This window comes from Pseudofrankia coriaricola, assembly GCF_001854805.1.
Classification (GTDB): domain Bacteria; phylum Actinomycetota; class Actinomycetes; order Frankiales; family Frankiaceae; genus Pseudofrankia.
This window is the reverse complement of record NZ_MBLO01000234.1, coordinates 1-16778: the sequence shown is the minus strand read 5'-3', so window position 1 is coordinate 16778 and position 16778 is coordinate 1. Positions and strand designations below refer to the sequence as shown.

The 16778-nt window shown below is 73.4% G+C and carries 13 protein-coding genes and 1 tRNA gene; 5 read left to right on the top strand and 9 right to left on the bottom strand.

What is annotated here, in order from left to right; all coding sequences use genetic code 11:
- Positions 1-150 precede the first annotated feature (150 nt).
- Positions 151-567, top strand: a complete 417-nt coding sequence (locus BCD48_RS52555) for a hypothetical protein (protein WP_198543451.1) — start codon at positions 151-153, stop codon at positions 565-567.
- 506 nt (positions 568-1073) lie between these two features.
- Here BCD48_RS52555 and BCD48_RS55060 read toward each other — a convergent pair.
- From BCD48_RS55060 to BCD48_RS29760, 4 genes are all read right to left on the bottom strand, one after another.
- Positions 1074-3110 carry a TerD family protein gene (locus BCD48_RS55060; RefSeq protein WP_071051714.1) on the bottom strand — a complete coding sequence of 679 codons (2037 nt, stop codon included), beginning with the start codon at positions 3108-3110 and terminating at the stop codon, positions 1074-1076.
- Positions 3111-3314: 204 nt separating this feature from the next.
- A complete protein-coding gene (locus BCD48_RS29770; protein ID WP_071051713.1) occupies positions 3315-3845 on the bottom strand; it encodes a hypothetical protein in 531 nt (176 codons plus the stop codon).
- Between the two features lie 119 nt (positions 3846-3964).
- Complete coding sequence (locus BCD48_RS29765) at positions 3965-5197, bottom strand: toxic anion resistance protein (protein WP_071051712.1); 1233 nt, start codon at positions 5195-5197, stop codon at positions 3965-3967.
- Positions 5198-5939: 742 nt separating this feature from the next.
- Positions 5940-6521, bottom strand: coding sequence for a DUF4232 domain-containing protein (locus BCD48_RS29760; protein WP_071051711.1), 582 nt, complete (start codon positions 6519-6521; stop codon positions 5940-5942).
- Between the two features lie 530 nt (positions 6522-7051).
- On the opposite strand from BCD48_RS29760, the gene BCD48_RS29750 reads away from it, so the two are divergent.
- A complete protein-coding gene (locus BCD48_RS29750; protein ID WP_071051789.1) occupies positions 7052-8110 on the top strand; it encodes an LLM class F420-dependent oxidoreductase in 1059 nt (352 codons plus the stop codon).
- 25 nt (positions 8111-8135) lie between these two features.
- On the opposite strand, the gene BCD48_RS29745 is transcribed toward BCD48_RS29750, so the two are convergent.
- From BCD48_RS29745 to ssb, 4 genes are all read right to left on the bottom strand, one after another.
- Entirely contained in the window at positions 8136-9164 is a 1029-nt protein-coding gene (locus BCD48_RS29745; RefSeq protein ID WP_071051709.1) for a tellurite resistance TerB family protein, read from the bottom strand.
- 31 nt (positions 9165-9195) lie between these two features.
- Complete coding sequence (locus BCD48_RS29740; RefSeq protein ID WP_071051708.1) at positions 9196-9636, bottom strand: NUDIX domain-containing protein; 441 nt, start codon at positions 9634-9636, stop codon at positions 9196-9198.
- 190 nt (positions 9637-9826) lie between these two features.
- Positions 9827-12127, bottom strand: coding sequence for a DUF7846 domain-containing protein (locus BCD48_RS29735; protein WP_241842089.1), 2301 nt, complete (start codon positions 12125-12127; stop codon positions 9827-9829).
- Positions 12128-12398: 271 nt separating this feature from the next.
- Entirely contained in the window at positions 12399-13040 is a 642-nt protein-coding gene (gene ssb, locus BCD48_RS52550) for a single-stranded DNA-binding protein (protein ID WP_083419423.1), read from the bottom strand.
- Between the two features lie 532 nt (positions 13041-13572).
- On the opposite strand from ssb, the gene BCD48_RS29725 reads away from it, so the two are divergent.
- Positions 13573-14454 carry an aldo/keto reductase gene (locus BCD48_RS29725; protein ID WP_071051788.1) on the top strand — a complete coding sequence of 294 codons (882 nt, stop codon included), beginning with the start codon at positions 13573-13575 and terminating at the stop codon, positions 14452-14454.
- Between the two features lie 438 nt (positions 14455-14892).
- Positions 14893-14965 (top strand) — tRNA-Arg (locus BCD48_RS29720).
- Between the two features lie 51 nt (positions 14966-15016).
- On the opposite strand, the gene BCD48_RS29715 is transcribed toward BCD48_RS29720, so the two are convergent.
- Positions 15017-15724, bottom strand: a complete 708-nt coding sequence (locus BCD48_RS29715; protein ID WP_241842088.1) for a hypothetical protein — start codon at positions 15722-15724, stop codon at positions 15017-15019.
- Between the two features lie 446 nt (positions 15725-16170).
- On the opposite strand from BCD48_RS29715, the gene BCD48_RS29710 reads away from it, so the two are divergent.
- Positions 16171-16778: helix-turn-helix domain-containing protein (locus BCD48_RS29710; RefSeq protein WP_131804125.1), on the top strand; the 608-nt coding region annotated here is incomplete at its 3' end.

The following is a 16778-nucleotide window of genomic DNA, read 5'->3' as shown; positions in this document are numbered from 1 at the left end:
ACAGTCCCATACCAATCCCGACGAGCCACCGACAGCGACCGCGGTTCGGCCGTCCGCGGATCGATCATGAACCTGGGGCGCCGGGACGTCACGGGACGATTACAATTGGTAGTCAACTGCAGGCTTCTCGTGTCCGAGGAGGGATCCACGATGCCGCCGACAGCGCGCTCAAGCACGACAACCACCAGGCAGCGGCAGACCGAGGTGCGTTCCCCGGCCCAGGCCGACCGGTCGCAGCCGGTGGCAGCCAAGGAGGACGCGGACCGGTCGCGAACCCGGACGGCCACGGTCCGACTGCCGTTCCTCTCCGCCCGGTTCGAAGTGCCCGCTCCGCCCACCGGTGAGGGCTGGCGGATGGGCCCGGTGAGCTTCCCTTCACCCGCCAAGACCGCCTACTACCTGGGCCTCGGGACACTTGCCGTGGTGGACGTCGTCGAATGGCCGGTGGCCCTGGCGATCGCCGCGGGTACCTTCGTGGGCCAGCACACCCGCGGCCAGGCGACCGCCATCCCGCAAACGGGGTCAGCTCACCACGACGGGCACCAGCGGCCTTCCTCCGGCAGCTGACACCGGTGCCGCAGCTGCCGGTCGTCGGACGACCGCGTCAGACCGCGGGGTTTCCGGTGGGCACGCCGATCCAGCGGCGCAGTAGCGCCGCCACCAGCATGACGACGACCGCACCGGCCACCTCGACCAGGACGGCACCCAGCAGACTGGCCATGGCGCGACCCCCGTTCCTTGCTCGTACCGGCTGGACGTCCTCACATTCCGAGCCGAAGGTTAACGTTGCGCATCTACAGACCGTCGGTCATGCGTCCGCCTGGTAACGGATGTGGAGCCGGGTGAGGTGAGCCGGGAGACATGGCACGGCGGCGTGTCTTCGAGCCAGACCGTCTGCCAGATCCCCGACCGGGCGAACGCGCAGAACGTCGCGCTGCTCGACGAGTTCGACGCGGCCATGCGCAAGGACCGAAGGCCCGGCCGACCGTTGCCGAGCTCTACAGCCTGCTGCCCGGCGCGTCCGTGCCCGTCGCGCTGTCCGGCGTCCTCGCCGACACTGCGCCATACACGTCCTAGCGGTCGCGGATGGTCATGCCGTCGGGGTTCCAGGGAAGCGCCCAGCCGTAGTGGGCGGCGGCCTCGGCCTGGGTGCCGTCGAAGAACGCGTTCTCGCGGCGGATTACTAGGTCGTCCTGCGCCACGTGGAACGAAGCGATGACGCAGGTCCGCGCGGTCGGCGGGGCGTCTCCGAGAGGGATGTCGAGGTGCTCGCCTGTGCGCGCGCCGACCGTGAGCTCCCCGCGCAGCAGATTCCACTGCGGGGCGCTGCGCAGGCCGTAGGCGAAGACGAAGAAGCGCTTGAACGTCTCCAGCGCCCGCAGGTCGACGAAGATCTTCTGCCCTTCGTGCTCGTCGCGGGGAGCAAGCGCCAGGACCTGCCGGCCCGCGCCGCGGCCGGGGGCGCTCGTCGCGCCGCCGAGCGTCTGCAGGACTCCGGCCGACCCGTCGAGCGCCTGCCAGAGGCAGCCGAGGTACAGGTCGCTCGGCCGCGGCAGCCCGGTCCTGGTGGTCAACGGAGCCCAGGTCAGCGTGATCGTCATCGAGCCGGAGCCGCGCTTTTCGGCGGTCCAGGCGGTGGCCGGATGGTCGTCGTCCAGCTCGGTGACGTGCTCCAGACGCTGCCGGTACCGCGACGACCGTTCGCCGAAGAGCGCCGGGCCGGCCGGCCGGCGACCAGCGTCACCGGCCGCCCCGTCCGCGGGCCGAGCCGGCGCGGACGCAGACACGGTGCTGGGAGACGCAGTGCCGGGAGACGCGGTGCTGGGAGACGCGGTGCTGGGAGCCACCGCGCCGGGTGGCGCGGCGGGCGGCGGCGCCAGGCGGCGCGGCGCGGCGCCGGGCGGCTCGTCGGCATCGAGGTCGAGCGGCGAGCGCCCCGCCCGCGGGGCGGCGGGAGCGGCGGGCGCGCCGTCGTGGTCGTCCAGGTCCAGGGGAGAGCGCGCCCCGGTCGGCTTCCCTGGCGTCGGCGAGGCCGCCGCGGTGGGCGGCGGCGCCGCTACGCGTGCCGGCGGCTCGTGGGAGTCACCGCTCAGGTCGAGTGGCGAACGCGCCGCGGGTCTCGCCGGCGCGGGTGGCGCGGGTGGCGCCGGCGGCATCGGCGCGGGAGGCACCGGCCGAGACGGCGCGGCGGGTGGCCTTGGCGGTGTGGCGGGTGGCCTTGGCGGTGTGGCAGGTGGCCTTGGCGGCGTGGTCGGGCCCGGCGGCGACGGGCGGGTGGGAGCCGCGGGCGATCGTGGTGTGACCGGCGGCCGGGACGGCGCCGGACTCCGCTGTGCCGGCCGGGAGGGCGCCGCGGGCTGGCCACCCGCGGGCGGCGGTGATGCCCCCGGGCGTGCCACCCCCGCCGCGGCGCGCGGCGGGTGCAGATGGTCGACGACCTTGCGCCGCGACCGGGTGGGCGACGTGCGAGTGAGGAAACCGACGACGTCGGCGGGGCGGGCGGGCACCGGGTCGTGCCCGTCCCCGTCGGTGAACCCGGCGAGGCCCTGGGCGTAGCCCTGGCCGACGGCTCGGAACTTCCAGCCCGCCGGGTGGCGGTAGAGCTCACCGAAGACGAGGGCGGTCTCCTGCCCGGTCTCCGCCCGCGCGTCGTAGCGGGCGAGCTCGACGCCGTCCGCGTCGTTGAGCACGCGGATGTACGCGCCGCGTACCGACCCGAAGGCCTGCGCGCGGCTGGGCGCGTCGACGATCACCGCGCCGATCTGCAGCCGGCCCACCTCGGCCGGAACGGCGGCCAACGTGACGACGATCGTCTCGACGTCGCGGGCCCCGGTGCGCGGCGGAGCGTGCGGCGTGGCTGGCCCTTCGGTCGGGTTCGGCACCTGGTGAGCAAGAAGCACCTCGGTGGACGTCGCGGACTCGCCAGCCCCCCCACGGCCGCTCACAACGCTCACAACGCCGTCCAGCTCAGGCGTGGCCGCGAAGCCAGCGGCACCGGCGGCGGGACCGGCTGGCGGGACGTCCCAACCGAGCGCGACGCGGAGTCGCTCGATGCCAGGTGCCACGGCGGACAGCAGCACGTTGCCGCCCTTGGGCAGGGTGACGCTCATGCGGCGCGGGTCGGGCCACTGGCGGTGGCCACGGCGGCGGTGGTGGCGGTGATGGCGGTGATGGCGGTGATGGTCATGAGGTGGTCGTCAACGTCCCGGTCAGGTCAGGTGGGCCGCTTGGCCCAGGTCAAGCCGGTTCCGAACGGCTGGTTCGCGTGGGCCCGATCGTGTCAGTCGGTCCAGGTCGTGTCACTCCAGGTCGGGTCACTCCAGGTCGAGGTCGGATCGGCGAAACTTGGTGTCCAGGAAGCGAGCCTGGATCGCGAGCTTCGCGGCGTCGCCGCTGTAGACGAGATCCTGCAGCTCGCTCACGCCCTCGTCGAGCAGGACCAGCTGGCGGATCAGGTCGTCGGCCGGGGACGTGCCAGTGACGCCGGGGCGTTCGGCGTACCGCGGCGGCAGCGCCAGGTAGTCCTTGAGCGCCTGGGGCAGGTACTCGGAGATGATCGCTGTGAGGCTCCGCAGCTCCTCGCCGTTCGGCGGCCGGACCCGCAGGTACTCCAGCAACGGCCGAAGCGCGTCGTCGAGGTCGCGCACGATCGGAACCACCCCCGGCGGCAGCCGCCCACCGTCCGCGTTCGCCTGCCCGACGATCGTGGCGAGCTCCCGCCACAGCTGCCCCACCTGGCCGGTGTTCCCGGCCTCGTCCTGCCGCGGGCCATCCGCGCCGTCGGCCCGCCTGGCCTCCGGGTCGGCCTCTCCGGCAGCGTCGTCTGCACGGCGTCGGCGGAACAACGCTCCTCCTGTCGCTACCACTCGCTACCAGGGCAACGAACGGCCCGCGCCAACCGCGTACCGGCGCCGGGCCCGCGCCCCGGGTCCGCGCCCACCGGCGCCGACCGGCCAGGACCTGATCAACGCTCGTTCGCGCGGGCCCGCTCCAGGTACGTCTTCGATCGTCCTACCTGGGTCTCCAGCGCCGCGACCGTCGTCGCCATGCTTTCGACCGCCTTCGAGCGGTAGGAGTCGATTTCGTCCATCGTCGCGAAGATGTTGTCGAACGCGGTCTGCAGTGCCTCGACGCTGACCATGGACGACGACGCCTGTGCCTGGATCTGCCCCGACTGCTGGCGCAGAAGCTCGCTGGTCTGCACGATCATGTTGTTCGTCGTCGCGTTCAGCGCGTTGATCTGGTCAAGCACCAGCTTCTGGTTCGCCAGCGCCTGCGCGACGATCACCGCCGTGCGCAGCGCGGCCACCGTGGTCGTCTGGGCCCGGTCGACGCCCTTGATGAGCTCGATGTTGTTCTTGCGCACCAGGTCGAGCGCGAGGTAGCCCTGGACACTGACGGCGAGCTGGGTGAGCAGGTCCTGCTGGCGCTGGCGGATGGGGAACAGCGCATCCGAGGTGAACGCGTCGGCCGCGGCGGGGTCGGTGTACCGCAGCTGCTCGACCTTGGCCGAGACCGCGCCGTCCAGCGCCTTCGCGAGGGTGGCGTACTCGGTGAGCTTGCCCATCGCCGCCCACAGGTTGGCCTTCTCCTGCTCGATCGCGGCGTTGTCCTTGCGCAGCTCGTCCTGGCCTGAGCCCAGGGAGGTGATGATGGCGTCGAGCTGTTTCTGCGCCGACTGGTACCGCTGGAAATAGCTGGCGATCTTGTTACCGAACGGCACGACGCCGAGAATCTTGCGGGCACCCTTCAGGTCGGCCCGGCCAGGGTCCAGGTCGGTGACGGTGCGGCGCAGCTCGACAAGCGTGCCGGCCACCCTCGTCTGGGCATCGGCCGCCGGCCCGCCCCGGCCGCGGCTCGCGCGCATTGCCGCCGCCGGGCGGTCCAGCATCCGGTTGGACACCCGAGCGCTCGCGACGATCTCCCGCTCCCCCATGCGGGCGATGTCGTTGATCTTCTCCTGAAAGACTGGGCTGCGCGGGTCCTGCGCGGCGAGGTCCTCGGCGAAGGCGGCGGCCCGCTGGCGCAGCTGGGCCCTGGTCGCCTCGTCGATCGGCACCATGCTGTCGACCTGGTCGTCCGGGACGACCGGGACGGGCGCCGGGGGCGAGAGCACGAGGGCGCCGGCCTCCGGGGGCTTCGTCGTCACGACGGCAGGCGGCGCCAGGGGCGCACCCAGGTTCAGCGAATCCGACATGTCGGTCCTCTCCGCACCGCAAACCCGATCGCCCGACCCAGGCCGAGATCCCGGGGTATCCAGCCTCCTTGAGGCTACGCCGACTTATCTAACAGATCGGCCGCCGCGCGATGGTCGGCTAAAGGACAGTACGGACGGATTGGACGGATTGCCCCGCTCCCGGGGCCCGGAAGACATCCCGCGGGACGGTTACCAGCGCGGGGGCACCCGGACGCGTCTGGACGCATGACGTCGGCGCGGCCTGACGCAGGGTGGTCGCCACCTGCGGTTCCTCGCCGCCCGACGACCCGGCACCATCGGCCCGGCAGGCGAAGTAACGTCCCCCGAGGTTCTCCGCCGATGCAGGCAGCGTTTACCGGAGAACGATCGCACAGGTTGGCACGGGTATTTCTGTTGACGTGTGGAAGCTGATGAAGGACGTGCCCGCCAAGGGGACGGTCCGTGCGACGACCTCGCCGGCTGGACGTTCCTCAGGATCGTCGAGCCCGGTGGGCGGGGGAAGGTCGTCGCGAGGGCCGGTCCCGGACGGCGCCGCCAGGCCACGCGCCGGCCCGCTGGCCGCCGACGCGTGGTCGACGAGAACCCGCACGCGGCATCTGGCCCGTCGGTCGCACCTGGCCCGTCGGTCGCCCTGGCCGGCACGGCACTGGGCCCGGGTGGCCGCCTACGCGGTGTCCGCCCGGGCCCAGTGCCGTGGCCGTCAGGTCAGGTGGCCGTCAGGTCACGTCGTCAGGTCACGCCGTCAGCTGGTGATCGGTCCGACGTAGAGCTGCTGCACCTTCGGGTTGATGCAGGCGTTGTCGGCCAGCTTCACGAACCGCGGCCAGCCGCCGGTGGGCGGAGAGATCCTCAGGCCGGCCGCGGGCGTGTAGGTCTTCGCCGTGTCGCAGCCGGCCGGAATTCCGGCGTGGACCTCGCGAACGACGAACTTCGCCTTACCACCGGGGGCGAGCGTCACCGGCTTGACGGTGCCCGCCATCCACGCCGCCGGCGCGCCGATCCGCGATCCGCGCGCGTTGACGAACACCACATGCGGATAGCCCTTCACCACGCAGCGATGCCGTCCGATGTTCGTGTAGGAGAGCGTCACGTACGTGCTGCCCGCGGCGCCCTCTCCTCCCACGATGGCCGGGCGCAGCTGGGACGACCGGCAGGGCGGGAACCAGCGCTGCGTCGACGGTGCGGGCTGCGGGCTTGGCGGTCCGCTCATCGACGGTACGGGCCGCGGGCCTGCCGACCCGGTCGCCGACGCACCGACGGCCGTGGCACCGACGACGCTGGCCGAGACGGCAGCGGCAACGACGGCCCGACTGATCCTTCGCATGGCGATCCCCCTTCGCGACGGTCGCAGCGCCTTTCGGCGTCGCGGCCCGGAGTTCACGTCCGATCAGATGGCTCGGTAGACCGAGTCCGCCTGCGCCAGGGGTCCTGCCCTACCGACTCCACTCCGGAACACGGAGAGTGACTACCCATCGACAAACACGTTGCCAATCCCCCTTCACCGGGTGAGTTCGGCGGTGCCGATCCGGTCCCGCCGCCGGCACCCGTGGTGGGTGGCAGCCGGACCGACCGACGTCTGGCCGGCCGCGACCCGCGACCCGCGGCGCCGAGCGCCGAGCGGCGGGCGGCGGCCTTCCTCGCCGTCGGTCCGCTGGTGGCGCCACGTCCACCTGACGTGGAATCGTGTCCCCATCCCGCCGGAACGGCATTCTTGGGGCGGCATGGGGAGACGCGACGTCGGCGGCACCGCCCCACCTGGGGCGCGGCGCTCGCCACGGCCGCCGGGTATCGGCTCTCCCCTCGCCCCGCCCGGCGGACGTGGGGTCTCAGCCGGGTCTGTGAGGGGTGGCGGGGTTGAAGGTCGACGGCACGCTCGGGGCGCTGGAGGTCGCGGCGGGGCAGGCGGGCGACGCCGAGGCGGCGGGCTACGACGGCGTCTGGACGGGCGAGGTCAGCCAGGACCCGTTCCTGCCGCTCGCGCTCGCGGCCCAGGCGACCGGCCGCGTCACGGTGGGCACGTCGATCGCCGTCGCGTTGTCCCGGTCCCCCATGTCGCTTGCCTACACGGCGAACGACCTGCAGCGGTTCTCCGGGGGCCGGTTCTCCCTGGGCCTCGGCTCGCAGGTCAAGGCGCACATAACCCGCCGGTTCTCGATGCCGTGGGGCCGCCCCGCCGCCCAGATGCGGGAGTTCGTGCTGGCCATGCGGGCGGTCTGGTCGAGCTGGGCGGACGGCACACCGCTCGCGTTCGAGGGCGAGTACTACGCGCACACGTTGATGCCGCCGGCGTTCGTGCCCACGCCGCACGCGTTCGGCCCGCCGCGGGTCCTGCTCGCCGGCGTCGGCGACGTGATGACCCGGGTGGCTGGCGAGGTCGCGGACGGCTTCTTCTGCCACTGGTTCACGACCCCGCGCTGGATCCGGGAGCACACGATCCCCGCGCTCGCCGAGGGCCGCCGCCGCGCCGGGGCGACCTTCGACGGCTTCGACATCGTGGTCGGCGGCTTCGTCGCGACCGGCACCGACGCGGAGGTCGCCGCGGGCGTCGCCCGGATGCGCTCGCAGATAGCGTTCTACGGCTCGACCCCGGCGTACCGCGGCGTGCTCGAGCTGCACGGCTGGGGTGACCTCGGCGCCGAGCTGACGGCGCTGTCGAAGCAGAACCGCTGGGCGGAGATGGCCACCCTCATCGACGACGACATGGTCGACGCGTTCGGCATCGTCGCCGCGCCCGCCGAGCTGCCCGCGCGCGTCGCCGAGCGGTTCGGCGGCCTCGCCACCCGGATCACCCTTTCCCCGCCGGCGTCCTTCACTCCCGACCAGACGCGGGAGACCATCGCCGCCATCCAGGCCCTCCCCGGAGCCAGGATCGCTCCGGCCGCTCTCACGGCCGAGGCGGCCCAGGTGCCCTGACCGGCCGCCGCCGAGCCGGGTGCGATCAGACGGTCGGGGCGGGATCGAGGCCGAGCGCCTGGGCGGCTTCGGCGAGCACGGCCTGCTCGACCGGGGGGAAGGCGCCGTCGATGCGGCCGATCACCTCGCCGAGCCGCAGCACCGCCGTGGCTTCGGCAGGACGCCCGCGGACCCTGCCGACGTCGGCGAGGATCGCGCGTCTGCCCGTGTCGGCGTCGGCCGCCAGCGCCGCCACATGCGCGTCGAAGGCCTGCTCCAGCTCGTCCGCCGGAAAGTTCGCCATGACCGGGTCGGTCGCGAGGAAGGCCCGCAGGCCGTCGCGCTCGGCCGGGTCGATCCGGCCGTCGGCGGCGGCCACCAGGGCGCATATCGCCACCGCCGCGTCCCGGAACCGCCGGCCCCTCAGCTGGTCGCGGCGGGCGGCGAGCTGGCCGCGCAGCGTCGCCACCGGCGGCTGGGAGCCGTACCAGGCGGCGCGGGCCGCGCCGGGCGCGAGCGACCGCCACACCGGATAGCCCTGGGCGAGCCAGCGACGCGTGGCCCAGGCGACCGGCAGCGGGGCGAGCCGTGTCACCACCAGGTCGTCGGGCCGGACGGCGCTGACCTCGCGGCCTCGCCACGACGAGGGCACCGCCACGCCTTCCGGCCAGTCGGCCGCGAAGAGCAGGGTGAGGACATGCTCCGTTCCGGGTGTCCCATGCGCCCAGGACTCGTCGGCCGGATCCGCGTCGCGGGCGTCGCCCGCGTCCCCGGTGTGCTCGACGGCTCCGACGAATCGCCAGGTCGGTGCCGAGGCCCGGAACCTGGCCGCCGATGGTCCCGGCGAGGCTCCGGTCACGGCGATTCCGACGCCATCGCGCGCCCGCGCGCTGGTGAGGGGGCCGGCGAGCTCGCCGAGGTGCTGCGTGAGCGAGCGTTGGGTGCCCTCGTCGGGGTCCACCGGGCCGCCCGGCAGCGCGTGCCAGAGCTGCCCCGGTTCCCTGGTCAGCAGCACCCGGCCGGCTGTCCGCGCGACCATCCGCGCGTCGAGCCGGATGGCGGGAAGCACGGCCATTCCAGATCCCTTCGGTCGTGGCAGGCGCCGGTCAGACGGTGGGCAGGGTGGTGCGCCAGAGAGGCGGACGTCCCGCGGCCCAACGCTGGATCATGTCCTTGAGAGGGGCCGGCCGTAGTTCCAGGTCGGCAAGGTCTTCGATCGCGATGGAGGCCAGGTGTACGCCCGGGTCGTTGCTGATGATCTGGGCAGCCCACGGTAGCGGCGCGGTGAACACCGTGGTCAGCGCGTGGATGGCGACGCTGTCCTCGGTGTAGGCCTGCTCGATGCAGCCGACGAAGTCGAACGCGCCCACGTCCAGGCCGGCCTGGCTGTCGATCTCGCGGCGCAGCGCGTCCTCGACGGTCTCGCCGGGCCGCACCCGCCCGCCGGGCAGGAAGTACCACGCCTGCCCACGATGGCTCGCCAGCAGGACCCGGTTCTCGTACAGGACGAGCAGCCGGGCGTCGATCTCGGACCGGGCGAGGGCCATCCGCACTCCGTGACGATGAGGGGCGACAACGACGAGGCCACGACAGGGGACGGCGGTGGGCGAGCAGTCACGAGAACAAGCCGTCGATGCACCGTGCGTGCCCATGCTAGGCGCCGAAAGCTCCGTGGACGACCATATTGTCACCGGCCGCGAGGCCGGGCAGGTAAGCGGGGACAACCGGTGTGGTCGGTCAGTGGGGCGCGGTCAGGTGGAGCTGAGGCGGCTCGCGGCCGGGGGCGGCGGTGACCTGGCCGGTGGACGCGACGACGGTGACGTCTCCGTCGGCGGCGGCGACGGTCGGGGCCAGCTGGCGGTCGACGAACTGTTCCTTGCCGGTGTCCGCCGGGGTTACGTAGAGCGCGAGCGCCAGGGTCCGGTTGCCTGGCTTGAGCTGCCGGGCCGGAGCCTCGCGGGTGACCTTCGGGTCGCCGGCGAGGCCGGTCGCCGGGGTCAGGCCGCGCAGCGTCGCGCCGTCGGCGTCCACGACGAGCCGGGCGGTGACCGGGCGGGACGGGTCGATCGGGTAGGAGACGTCCCCGGCGTTGGTGGTGAGGACGAGGCGTGCCGCCTTTGCCGGCTCGTACGCCGGGTCGACGGTCACGTCCAGCGTGACGGCATCGCCGGTGCGCGTGGCCAGCCGCTCCAGGCGGGTCCCGGACGGGGAGCCGGGCGTCCGGTTGTAGGCGGGTGGGATCCGCAGCAGGTAGGCGGGCCGGGCCGGGTGCTGGGCGAGGACCGCGAGGTCCGCGGTGCCGCCGCGGGTGACGGCCCACAGCACCCGGCCGTCGAGCTCGGGCGGGTTCGCGGCGAGCGACGTCGGGTGCATCAGGTACAGCGGGTCGACCGACAGGAACACCAACGGGTCGCCGGGCAGCCCGTCGATCGCCGCGTCGAGGTCGCGGTCGTGGCGGGTGAGTGTCAGGTTGGCCGGAATCGCCGTGGCCAGCACCAGGCAGGTGAGCCCCGCGGCGACGGCCACCGCGGCCTGGGCGAGCCGGGGCCGCCAGGCAGCCAGGTCCACCAGGCCGCGGGCCCCGAGCTGGACGAGCACGGCCAGCACCGGAAGCATGTAGAACGGCCCGATGTAGCGGATACCGCCCCACAGGTAGGCAGCGTTCCACGCGCCCCAGAACGCGACATAGCCGCCGAGGAACACCAGCACACCGGCGCCGAGCGCGAGCCCGGCGCCGCCGACCCGGCGGCGTGCGACCGCGCCGATCGCGCACGCCAGCAGGACGACCCCGCCGCACGCCCACCCTCCCAGCAGGAACAGGTGGTCGCCAACCGAGGCAAGCCCGTCGAGGAAGCCGAAATGGTGGGCCCGGTCCGTCGGGTAGAGCCGGCGTACCCCGAAGCCCATCTTGTCCTCGGACTCCAGGTAGCTGAACGGTAGCCGCAGCGCCGAGCCGGTCGCGGCGGCGTTGAACGCGAGCAGCAGCCCGGCCGGCGCCGCCAGGCCCGCACACACCCATCCGATCAGCCAGGCCCGCCGGCCACGCGCCGTCACCACCGCCCAGCCCGCCAGCGGCGCCAGCAGTGTCAGCACGTCGAACGGCCGCACCGCCACCGCGGTCCCCGCCGCGACGCCGGCACCGACCAGCGCCCACCGGCTCCCGTCCCGCCAGCCGCCCCGGCCGCCCGACAGGCCGCCTGGGCCGCCCCCGTCGACAGGCGTGGCCCCGCCCGCGCGCAGGCCTCGCAGCAGGCCGAGCACCGCCAGCTCGACCATCACCAGCACCGGGAGGTAGGCCAGCAGCATGCCGTCGAGCAGCACCACCAGCGGGGACGCGGTGAACAGCGTCGCCGCCACGGCGGCGACCCGCCGGTCGCCGAACAGCGCGAGCCCGAGGCGGTAGGTGACGGCGACGGCGGCGGCGGCGACGGCCGCGAGCCCCAGGCCGAAGCCGCCGGTGACGAGCAGGCTCAACGCGAACAGCGCCGGCACGAACGGGGTGTACTTCAGCACGTAGTGCCCGTGGCTGGGCACCGCGAGCCAGGGCGCGTAGGAGGTGGCTGGGTCACCGGCGACCGGGAACAGCCTGCCGGCGGCCAGGGTCTGCGCCTGTAGCCGGTACAGCGCCTCGTCGTTGTTGATCGACAGGTAGGGGAACAGCAGGTACTTGACCACCAGCGCGAGCGCGGCCGCGACGAAGGCGAGCACCGCCACGTAGCGCCCTGCCGGACTGACGGCGGCGAGGCGCCCGGCGACGGCGGCCAGCGCGCGCCGGCCTGGGCTGGCCGTGGCCCGCGTCGGGGGCTGGGGCGCCGGCTCGCGGCCCTCGGGCGCGGGCAGGAGAGCGCCGGGCTGGGGTGGGGGGGCGTCGGGGCCGCCGTCGGCGTCCCCGGCCGGGGGGACGGTCGTTCGAGGTGCCGCTGCCTGGCCGGGAACGGCGGCCGCGGCGGCTGGCCGTTCCCGGTCGTCGCGCACGCTGGTCACCGGGGTGAGCGTATCCGTCGAGGGGGACCGCTCTAGATCGAGGTACGGCACCATCGGTCACATCCACTCCCCCGGGGCGCGCCCCACGACCGCCGACGTGGCGCCGCCGTCCGGCCATGGGCTCGGGGCATGAACTATGGGGTCACGCAGGCGTTTTTCGCCACCACAGCCCATGCCACAGTCGGGCCACACCTCGCGGTGCCTTGCCCCGCGGGTCGTGTATCGAGGCGCCGTGTCCATCGGCGGCCGGCGCACGATGCCCCGTTGGCGGGACACCGGGTAGAAGGCGGACGCGGCCGGTGGCGTCAGAGCGGCCTGCTCAGGCTCAGCGCACGTCGGCGGTGTCAGAGTCAGCGGTGTCAGACCAGTCGGGCCGGACCTCGCCGAGGACCCCGCCGGGGAGCTCGTCGGCCGGTGCCGCGCCGGCGTGGGTGAAGGAATCTCCGTCGAGGTCACCGTCTGCCCAGGGCGTGGTCTCGTCGAGCGGCGAGGCCGGCCCGGCCTGCGCATCGTCGCCGTACTCGCCGTTGGCGACCGGACCGGTCTCGACGGCGGTGCCGGGAGGGACACCGGTCTGGCCGGCAGGGCGCTCGCCGGCGCCGCCGCGGCTCGCGCGCATGACGCGGGCGGGGCGCCAGGCAAGCTCGGGGCCGATGGCGTCCGCCTCGATCTCGTAGCGTCGGCGCCGCTCGCCCTGCGCGTTGTCGAACTCGCGCAGCCGGAGCCGGCCGATGATCAGCGCACGGTCGCCCTTGTTCAGGCTGGCGGCGACGTTCTCAGCCAGCCTGCGCCAACAGGTGACCTCGATGAACAGCGACGATCCGTCGACCCAGCGGTTCTCCTTGCGGTCATAGCGACGCGCCGTCGAGGCGATGCGGAAGGAACAGAGGTAGGTGCCGTTGGGAGTCACCTTCAGGTTGGGGTTCTCGATGACGTTGCCGACGAGGCTGATGGTGGCGTCGAGCATGCTGGCCTTCCGGGGCATGGGGCCGCTGGGCTGGTGGGAGCGGCTGACGTGCGCTGACGGAGGTCGGGAGCGCGGGCCGGCGGGTCGCCGGCGGCACCATCAGGATCGCCGCCGACCGCCGAGGTGAGAAGCGCGCAGGCGCTGCCTGTGGATGAGGGCGCCCCGTCCACAGGCTGGCCAGGGGCCTGTGAATGATCTCGTGGTGCTGGGAACACTGCCCGCTGGGGCGCGGTTGCCAGCGACGGACGGCCCGGAACAAAGACCAGGACGGGCAGCGGGCACCGGTCAGGCGTGAACTGGCCGACGCCGGCGGGTGGCGCGAGCCGGCGGGAGGCCGGCGGCGAGCCCGGGCGGTGCGGCCCAGCCGCCGGCAGCTGAGCCCGCGCTCCCCGGTCCCGCGCCGCCATGGCCGGTGACAGGCCATCGCGGTGGTTCCGCGGCGGCCGGCGTAACCAGGTGCCTGGCAGGGGCCGTGGGAGGCCACGGGGCGCGGGCCGCGAGCACGACCTACAGGGACGACGAGGAGACGAACATGTCGAGTGCGACGGGCACGGCACAGCCGACGGCCAGCGCCAGCGGGACCTTCACGATCGGAGGCGACCTGCCGGTGCGCCGGCTCGGCTACGGCGCCATGCAGATCACCGGGCCCGGTGTATGGGGCCCGCCGGCCGACCCGGAGGGTGCCATCCGGGTACTGCGGCACGCCGTCGAGCTGGGTGTGAACTTCATTGACACCGCGGACTCGTACGGGCCGTACGTGAGCGAGGAGCTGATCGCCGAGGCGCTCTATCCGTACCCGGACGACCTGGTGATCGCCACCAAGGCCGGCTTCGTCAGGACCGGTCCGTCCGTGTGGGTCCCGGTCGGCCACCCGGCGTACCTGCGCCAGGAGGTGGAAATGTCGCTGCGCCGGCTGAAGCTGGAGCGCATCGACCTGCTCCAGCTGCACCGCATCGACCCGGACACCCCCGCCGAGGACTCCCTCGGCGAGCTGAAGGCGATGCAGCAGGAAGGGAAGATCCGCCATATCGGCCTGTCCGAGGTGAGCGTCGACCAGCTCGCGCACGCCCGCACGATCGTCGACATCGTGAGCGTGCAGAACCGCTACAACCTGGCCGACCGCGCCTCCGAGGACGTCCTCGACTACGCGGAGCGGGAAGGGCTTGGCTTCATTCCGTGGTTCCCGGTGGGCACCGGCAGGCTCGCCCGGCCGGGCGGCCCGCTGGACGCCGCGGCGGCGGCCCACAACGCGACGCCCGCCCAGCTCGCCCTCGCCTGGCTGCTGCGCCGCTCGCCGGTGATGCTCCCGATTCCTGGCACCAAGTCCGTCGACCACCTCGAGGAGAACATCGCCGCGGCCGGCCTCACCCTCACCGACGACGAGTTCGCGGCGCTGGAGGCCGCCGGCCGCTGACAGGGACTCCGTCACGGTGGGATCCTCCGTGCGTCAGGCCGGAGGATCCCACCGAGTCGTGTCCCGAGTCCTCGCCGGAAGCCGGCGGGTCCGGTGGGTCATGCCTTGGCTGCCCGCCAAGAACGAGACCGAGTGCCCTGACGGGGTCGGAGAGGCGTTCCAACCCGAGGTCCCGGACACGGTGAAGCGTGATGTGGTGACCGATATCGCCCCACCAACGGCGCGTCGGGACCTTTAGCCTGTGGCGAAAGGCTCCCGGCACGGGCATTATCGGCGTGGCCCGCGCGAGGGAGATCGGAGCTGACGCTCTGACCGCCTTCGTCCTTCCCGACAGCCGTCATCGGCCGCGCCTCAGCGGCCGGACACGCCGCGCTGTCGACGACGCGGGCCGTCTCGTCCCACCGCGCGGCCAACACCAGGCCGCACAATGGAAGCAGAGCGCCCGTAGCTCAGCGGATAGAGCGAGTGCCTTCTAAGCACTGGGTCGCAGGTTCGATCCCTGCCGGGCGCGCAGACCCTTGCCTTGCGGCGCCTCTGGACATCCCCTGATCAAGGTAGACCGTCAGCCGCGGGCGAGCCGGCGGCCCTGGCGAAAGAAGTCGACGGCGTCGGCGACCGAGTGGACCTTGTCCCAGGTGAGGTAGGCCCCGAAGGATGCGTTCCAGAACCCGTCCGGAGAGGTCGGCGGTGGCGCCGGCGGGCCGACGTAGAGGTAGGGCTGCGCGATGTATTCGTCGCCCGGTGAGGCGCCGTAGTTGATGTCAGCGGCGCGGATGGCGACGTCGGCGTGCTCGGGCCACAGCGTGACACCGCTCGGCTCGTCGCCGGGGATCTCGGCCCGCCACCGGCGCAGCGCCGCGTCACCGAGTGCGTACCAGTCGGCAAGCAGGCGGGCCGCGTCCACGTCGACAGCCAGCGGCGCATCCGGGTCGCAGGACGTGTTCAGGTGGTAGACCTCGGCGGGGCCGCCGGGCGCGGGTAGCCCGGCGAGCGTCGCGGCGGCCGCCAACGTACGCAGCGGAGCCCGCGTCACCTCCACGCCGGACGCCCCGTCGCCCGGACCCACGCTGACCACCAGGTCCGTGCCGTCGACGGCGATGGTCCTGCGTTCGTCGCCGAACGGCGGTGTACCGAACCCGCCCGGAGTGACGGCCAGGCCGATACGGCCGGTGGCGCGGTGGCGCGCGGCGGCCAGCACGTGTTCGGCGACGGCGTGCAGGGCGGTGCGAGTGCGCACGAAGGTGTCGTCGACACCGGTGCTCTGGTTCACGAAGCCTCCCGGCCGGGTCCGCGCGAGGGTGCGGCTCCCAGCAGAGGACATGATGGCCCGGCTTCGGCGTCAGCTCGGCACAAGGGCGACCGGGCCCAGCCCGACCACCTGGCGGGGCCGTCCGGCGCCGCAGGGGCGGGGAGTGGTCTGGCAGGCATGGCCGGTCACCGGCCCCGGCAGATCTCCGGGGGCGGTGACCGGCCACCGCCGGCCCCCCGTGCCGCGACCCGAGGTTATCGGCCCGGCACGCTGCGGCAACGCCTCTCTGGGCAACACGGCGTCCTGGCTGTCCCGTCCCGTCCTGTTTCGCCGGCCGGGCTGGAAGAATCACCCCGACAGGCATTCCCTGTGCCGGTCTGGTGTACGCACGGCAACCGGCCGGCGAGCGCGAGACCACGCCCGCCGAGGGCACGCCTGTCGGACATGACGCGAAGGAGCGCGACCTGATGACGGAGCCGGGGATGGAGCCGGTGCCCGACCCAGCGTCGGTCTCGACCGAGGACGAACTGCGTGTCGCCATGCTCGGCCTGCTGGGCGACTCCTACGACCGTGCCGTGGAGCGACGGACCGGGCTGTCCAAGACGACGGTCAACGACCTGCGCAACGGGCGCAGACGGTTGACCGCCAAGACCCTCACCCTGATCGTGGAGGCCTACGACCCGCGCCGACGGGAGGCGTGGCTCTCGGCCTGGCGGCGGGTCCGCCCACGGCCCGCCCGATCCGACCGGCTCTCGGTCGCCGACGACGACGGCCCCGAAACCGACCTGGATCCCCGTCTCGAGGACTCCGGCTCCGATGCGGATGCGGACCTGGCAGCGCATGTGGACGCGGCTCTGAACATGGTCGCGGCCACGGAGGTGGGTACGAGCGCGGGCAGGCCCAGGGATTCGAGACGAATCCCCGCGCGAAGCGACCGCCTGGCCGCCGCCGTGACGGGCCGGGACGCGGCACGGCCAACGCGGCCGGAACGGTCGCGGACCGTTCCTGGGCGGATGGTCTCCCTGGCGGTCGGCACGGCGCTGGTGGCGAGCACCATCGCGACTCTGATCACCTT

Excerpts from the sequence above, each read along its gene's own strand:
- BCD48_RS52555 (WP_198543451.1), top strand. The coding sequence starts at position 151 with ATGCCGCCGACAGCGCGCTCAAGCACGACAACCACCAGGCAGCGGCAG.
- BCD48_RS55060 (WP_071051714.1), bottom strand. The coding sequence starts at position 3,110 with ATGAGCGTCACCCTGCCCAAGGGCGGCAACGTGCTGCTGTCCGCCGTG.
- BCD48_RS29765 (WP_071051712.1), bottom strand. The coding sequence starts at position 5,197 with ATGTCGGATTCGCTGAACCTGGGTGCGCCCCTGGCGCCGCCTGCCGTC.
- BCD48_RS29760 (WP_071051711.1), bottom strand. The coding sequence starts at position 6,521 with ATGCGAAGGATCAGTCGGGCCGTCGTTGCCGCTGCCGTCTCGGCCAGC.
- BCD48_RS29745 (WP_071051709.1), bottom strand. The coding sequence starts at position 9,164 with ATGGCCGTGCTTCCCGCCATCCGGCTCGACGCGCGGATGGTCGCGCGG.
- BCD48_RS29740 (WP_071051708.1), bottom strand. The coding sequence starts at position 9,636 with ATGGCCCTCGCCCGGTCCGAGATCGACGCCCGGCTGCTCGTCCTGTAC.
- BCD48_RS29735 (WP_241842089.1), bottom strand. The coding sequence starts at position 12,127 with ATGGTGCCGTACCTCGATCTAGAGCGGTCCCCCTCGACGGATACGCTC.
- ssb (WP_083419423.1), bottom strand. The coding sequence starts at position 13,040 with ATGCTCGACGCCACCATCAGCCTCGTCGGCAACGTCATCGAGAACCCC.
- BCD48_RS29725 (WP_071051788.1), top strand. The coding sequence starts at position 13,573 with ATGTCGAGTGCGACGGGCACGGCACAGCCGACGGCCAGCGCCAGCGGG.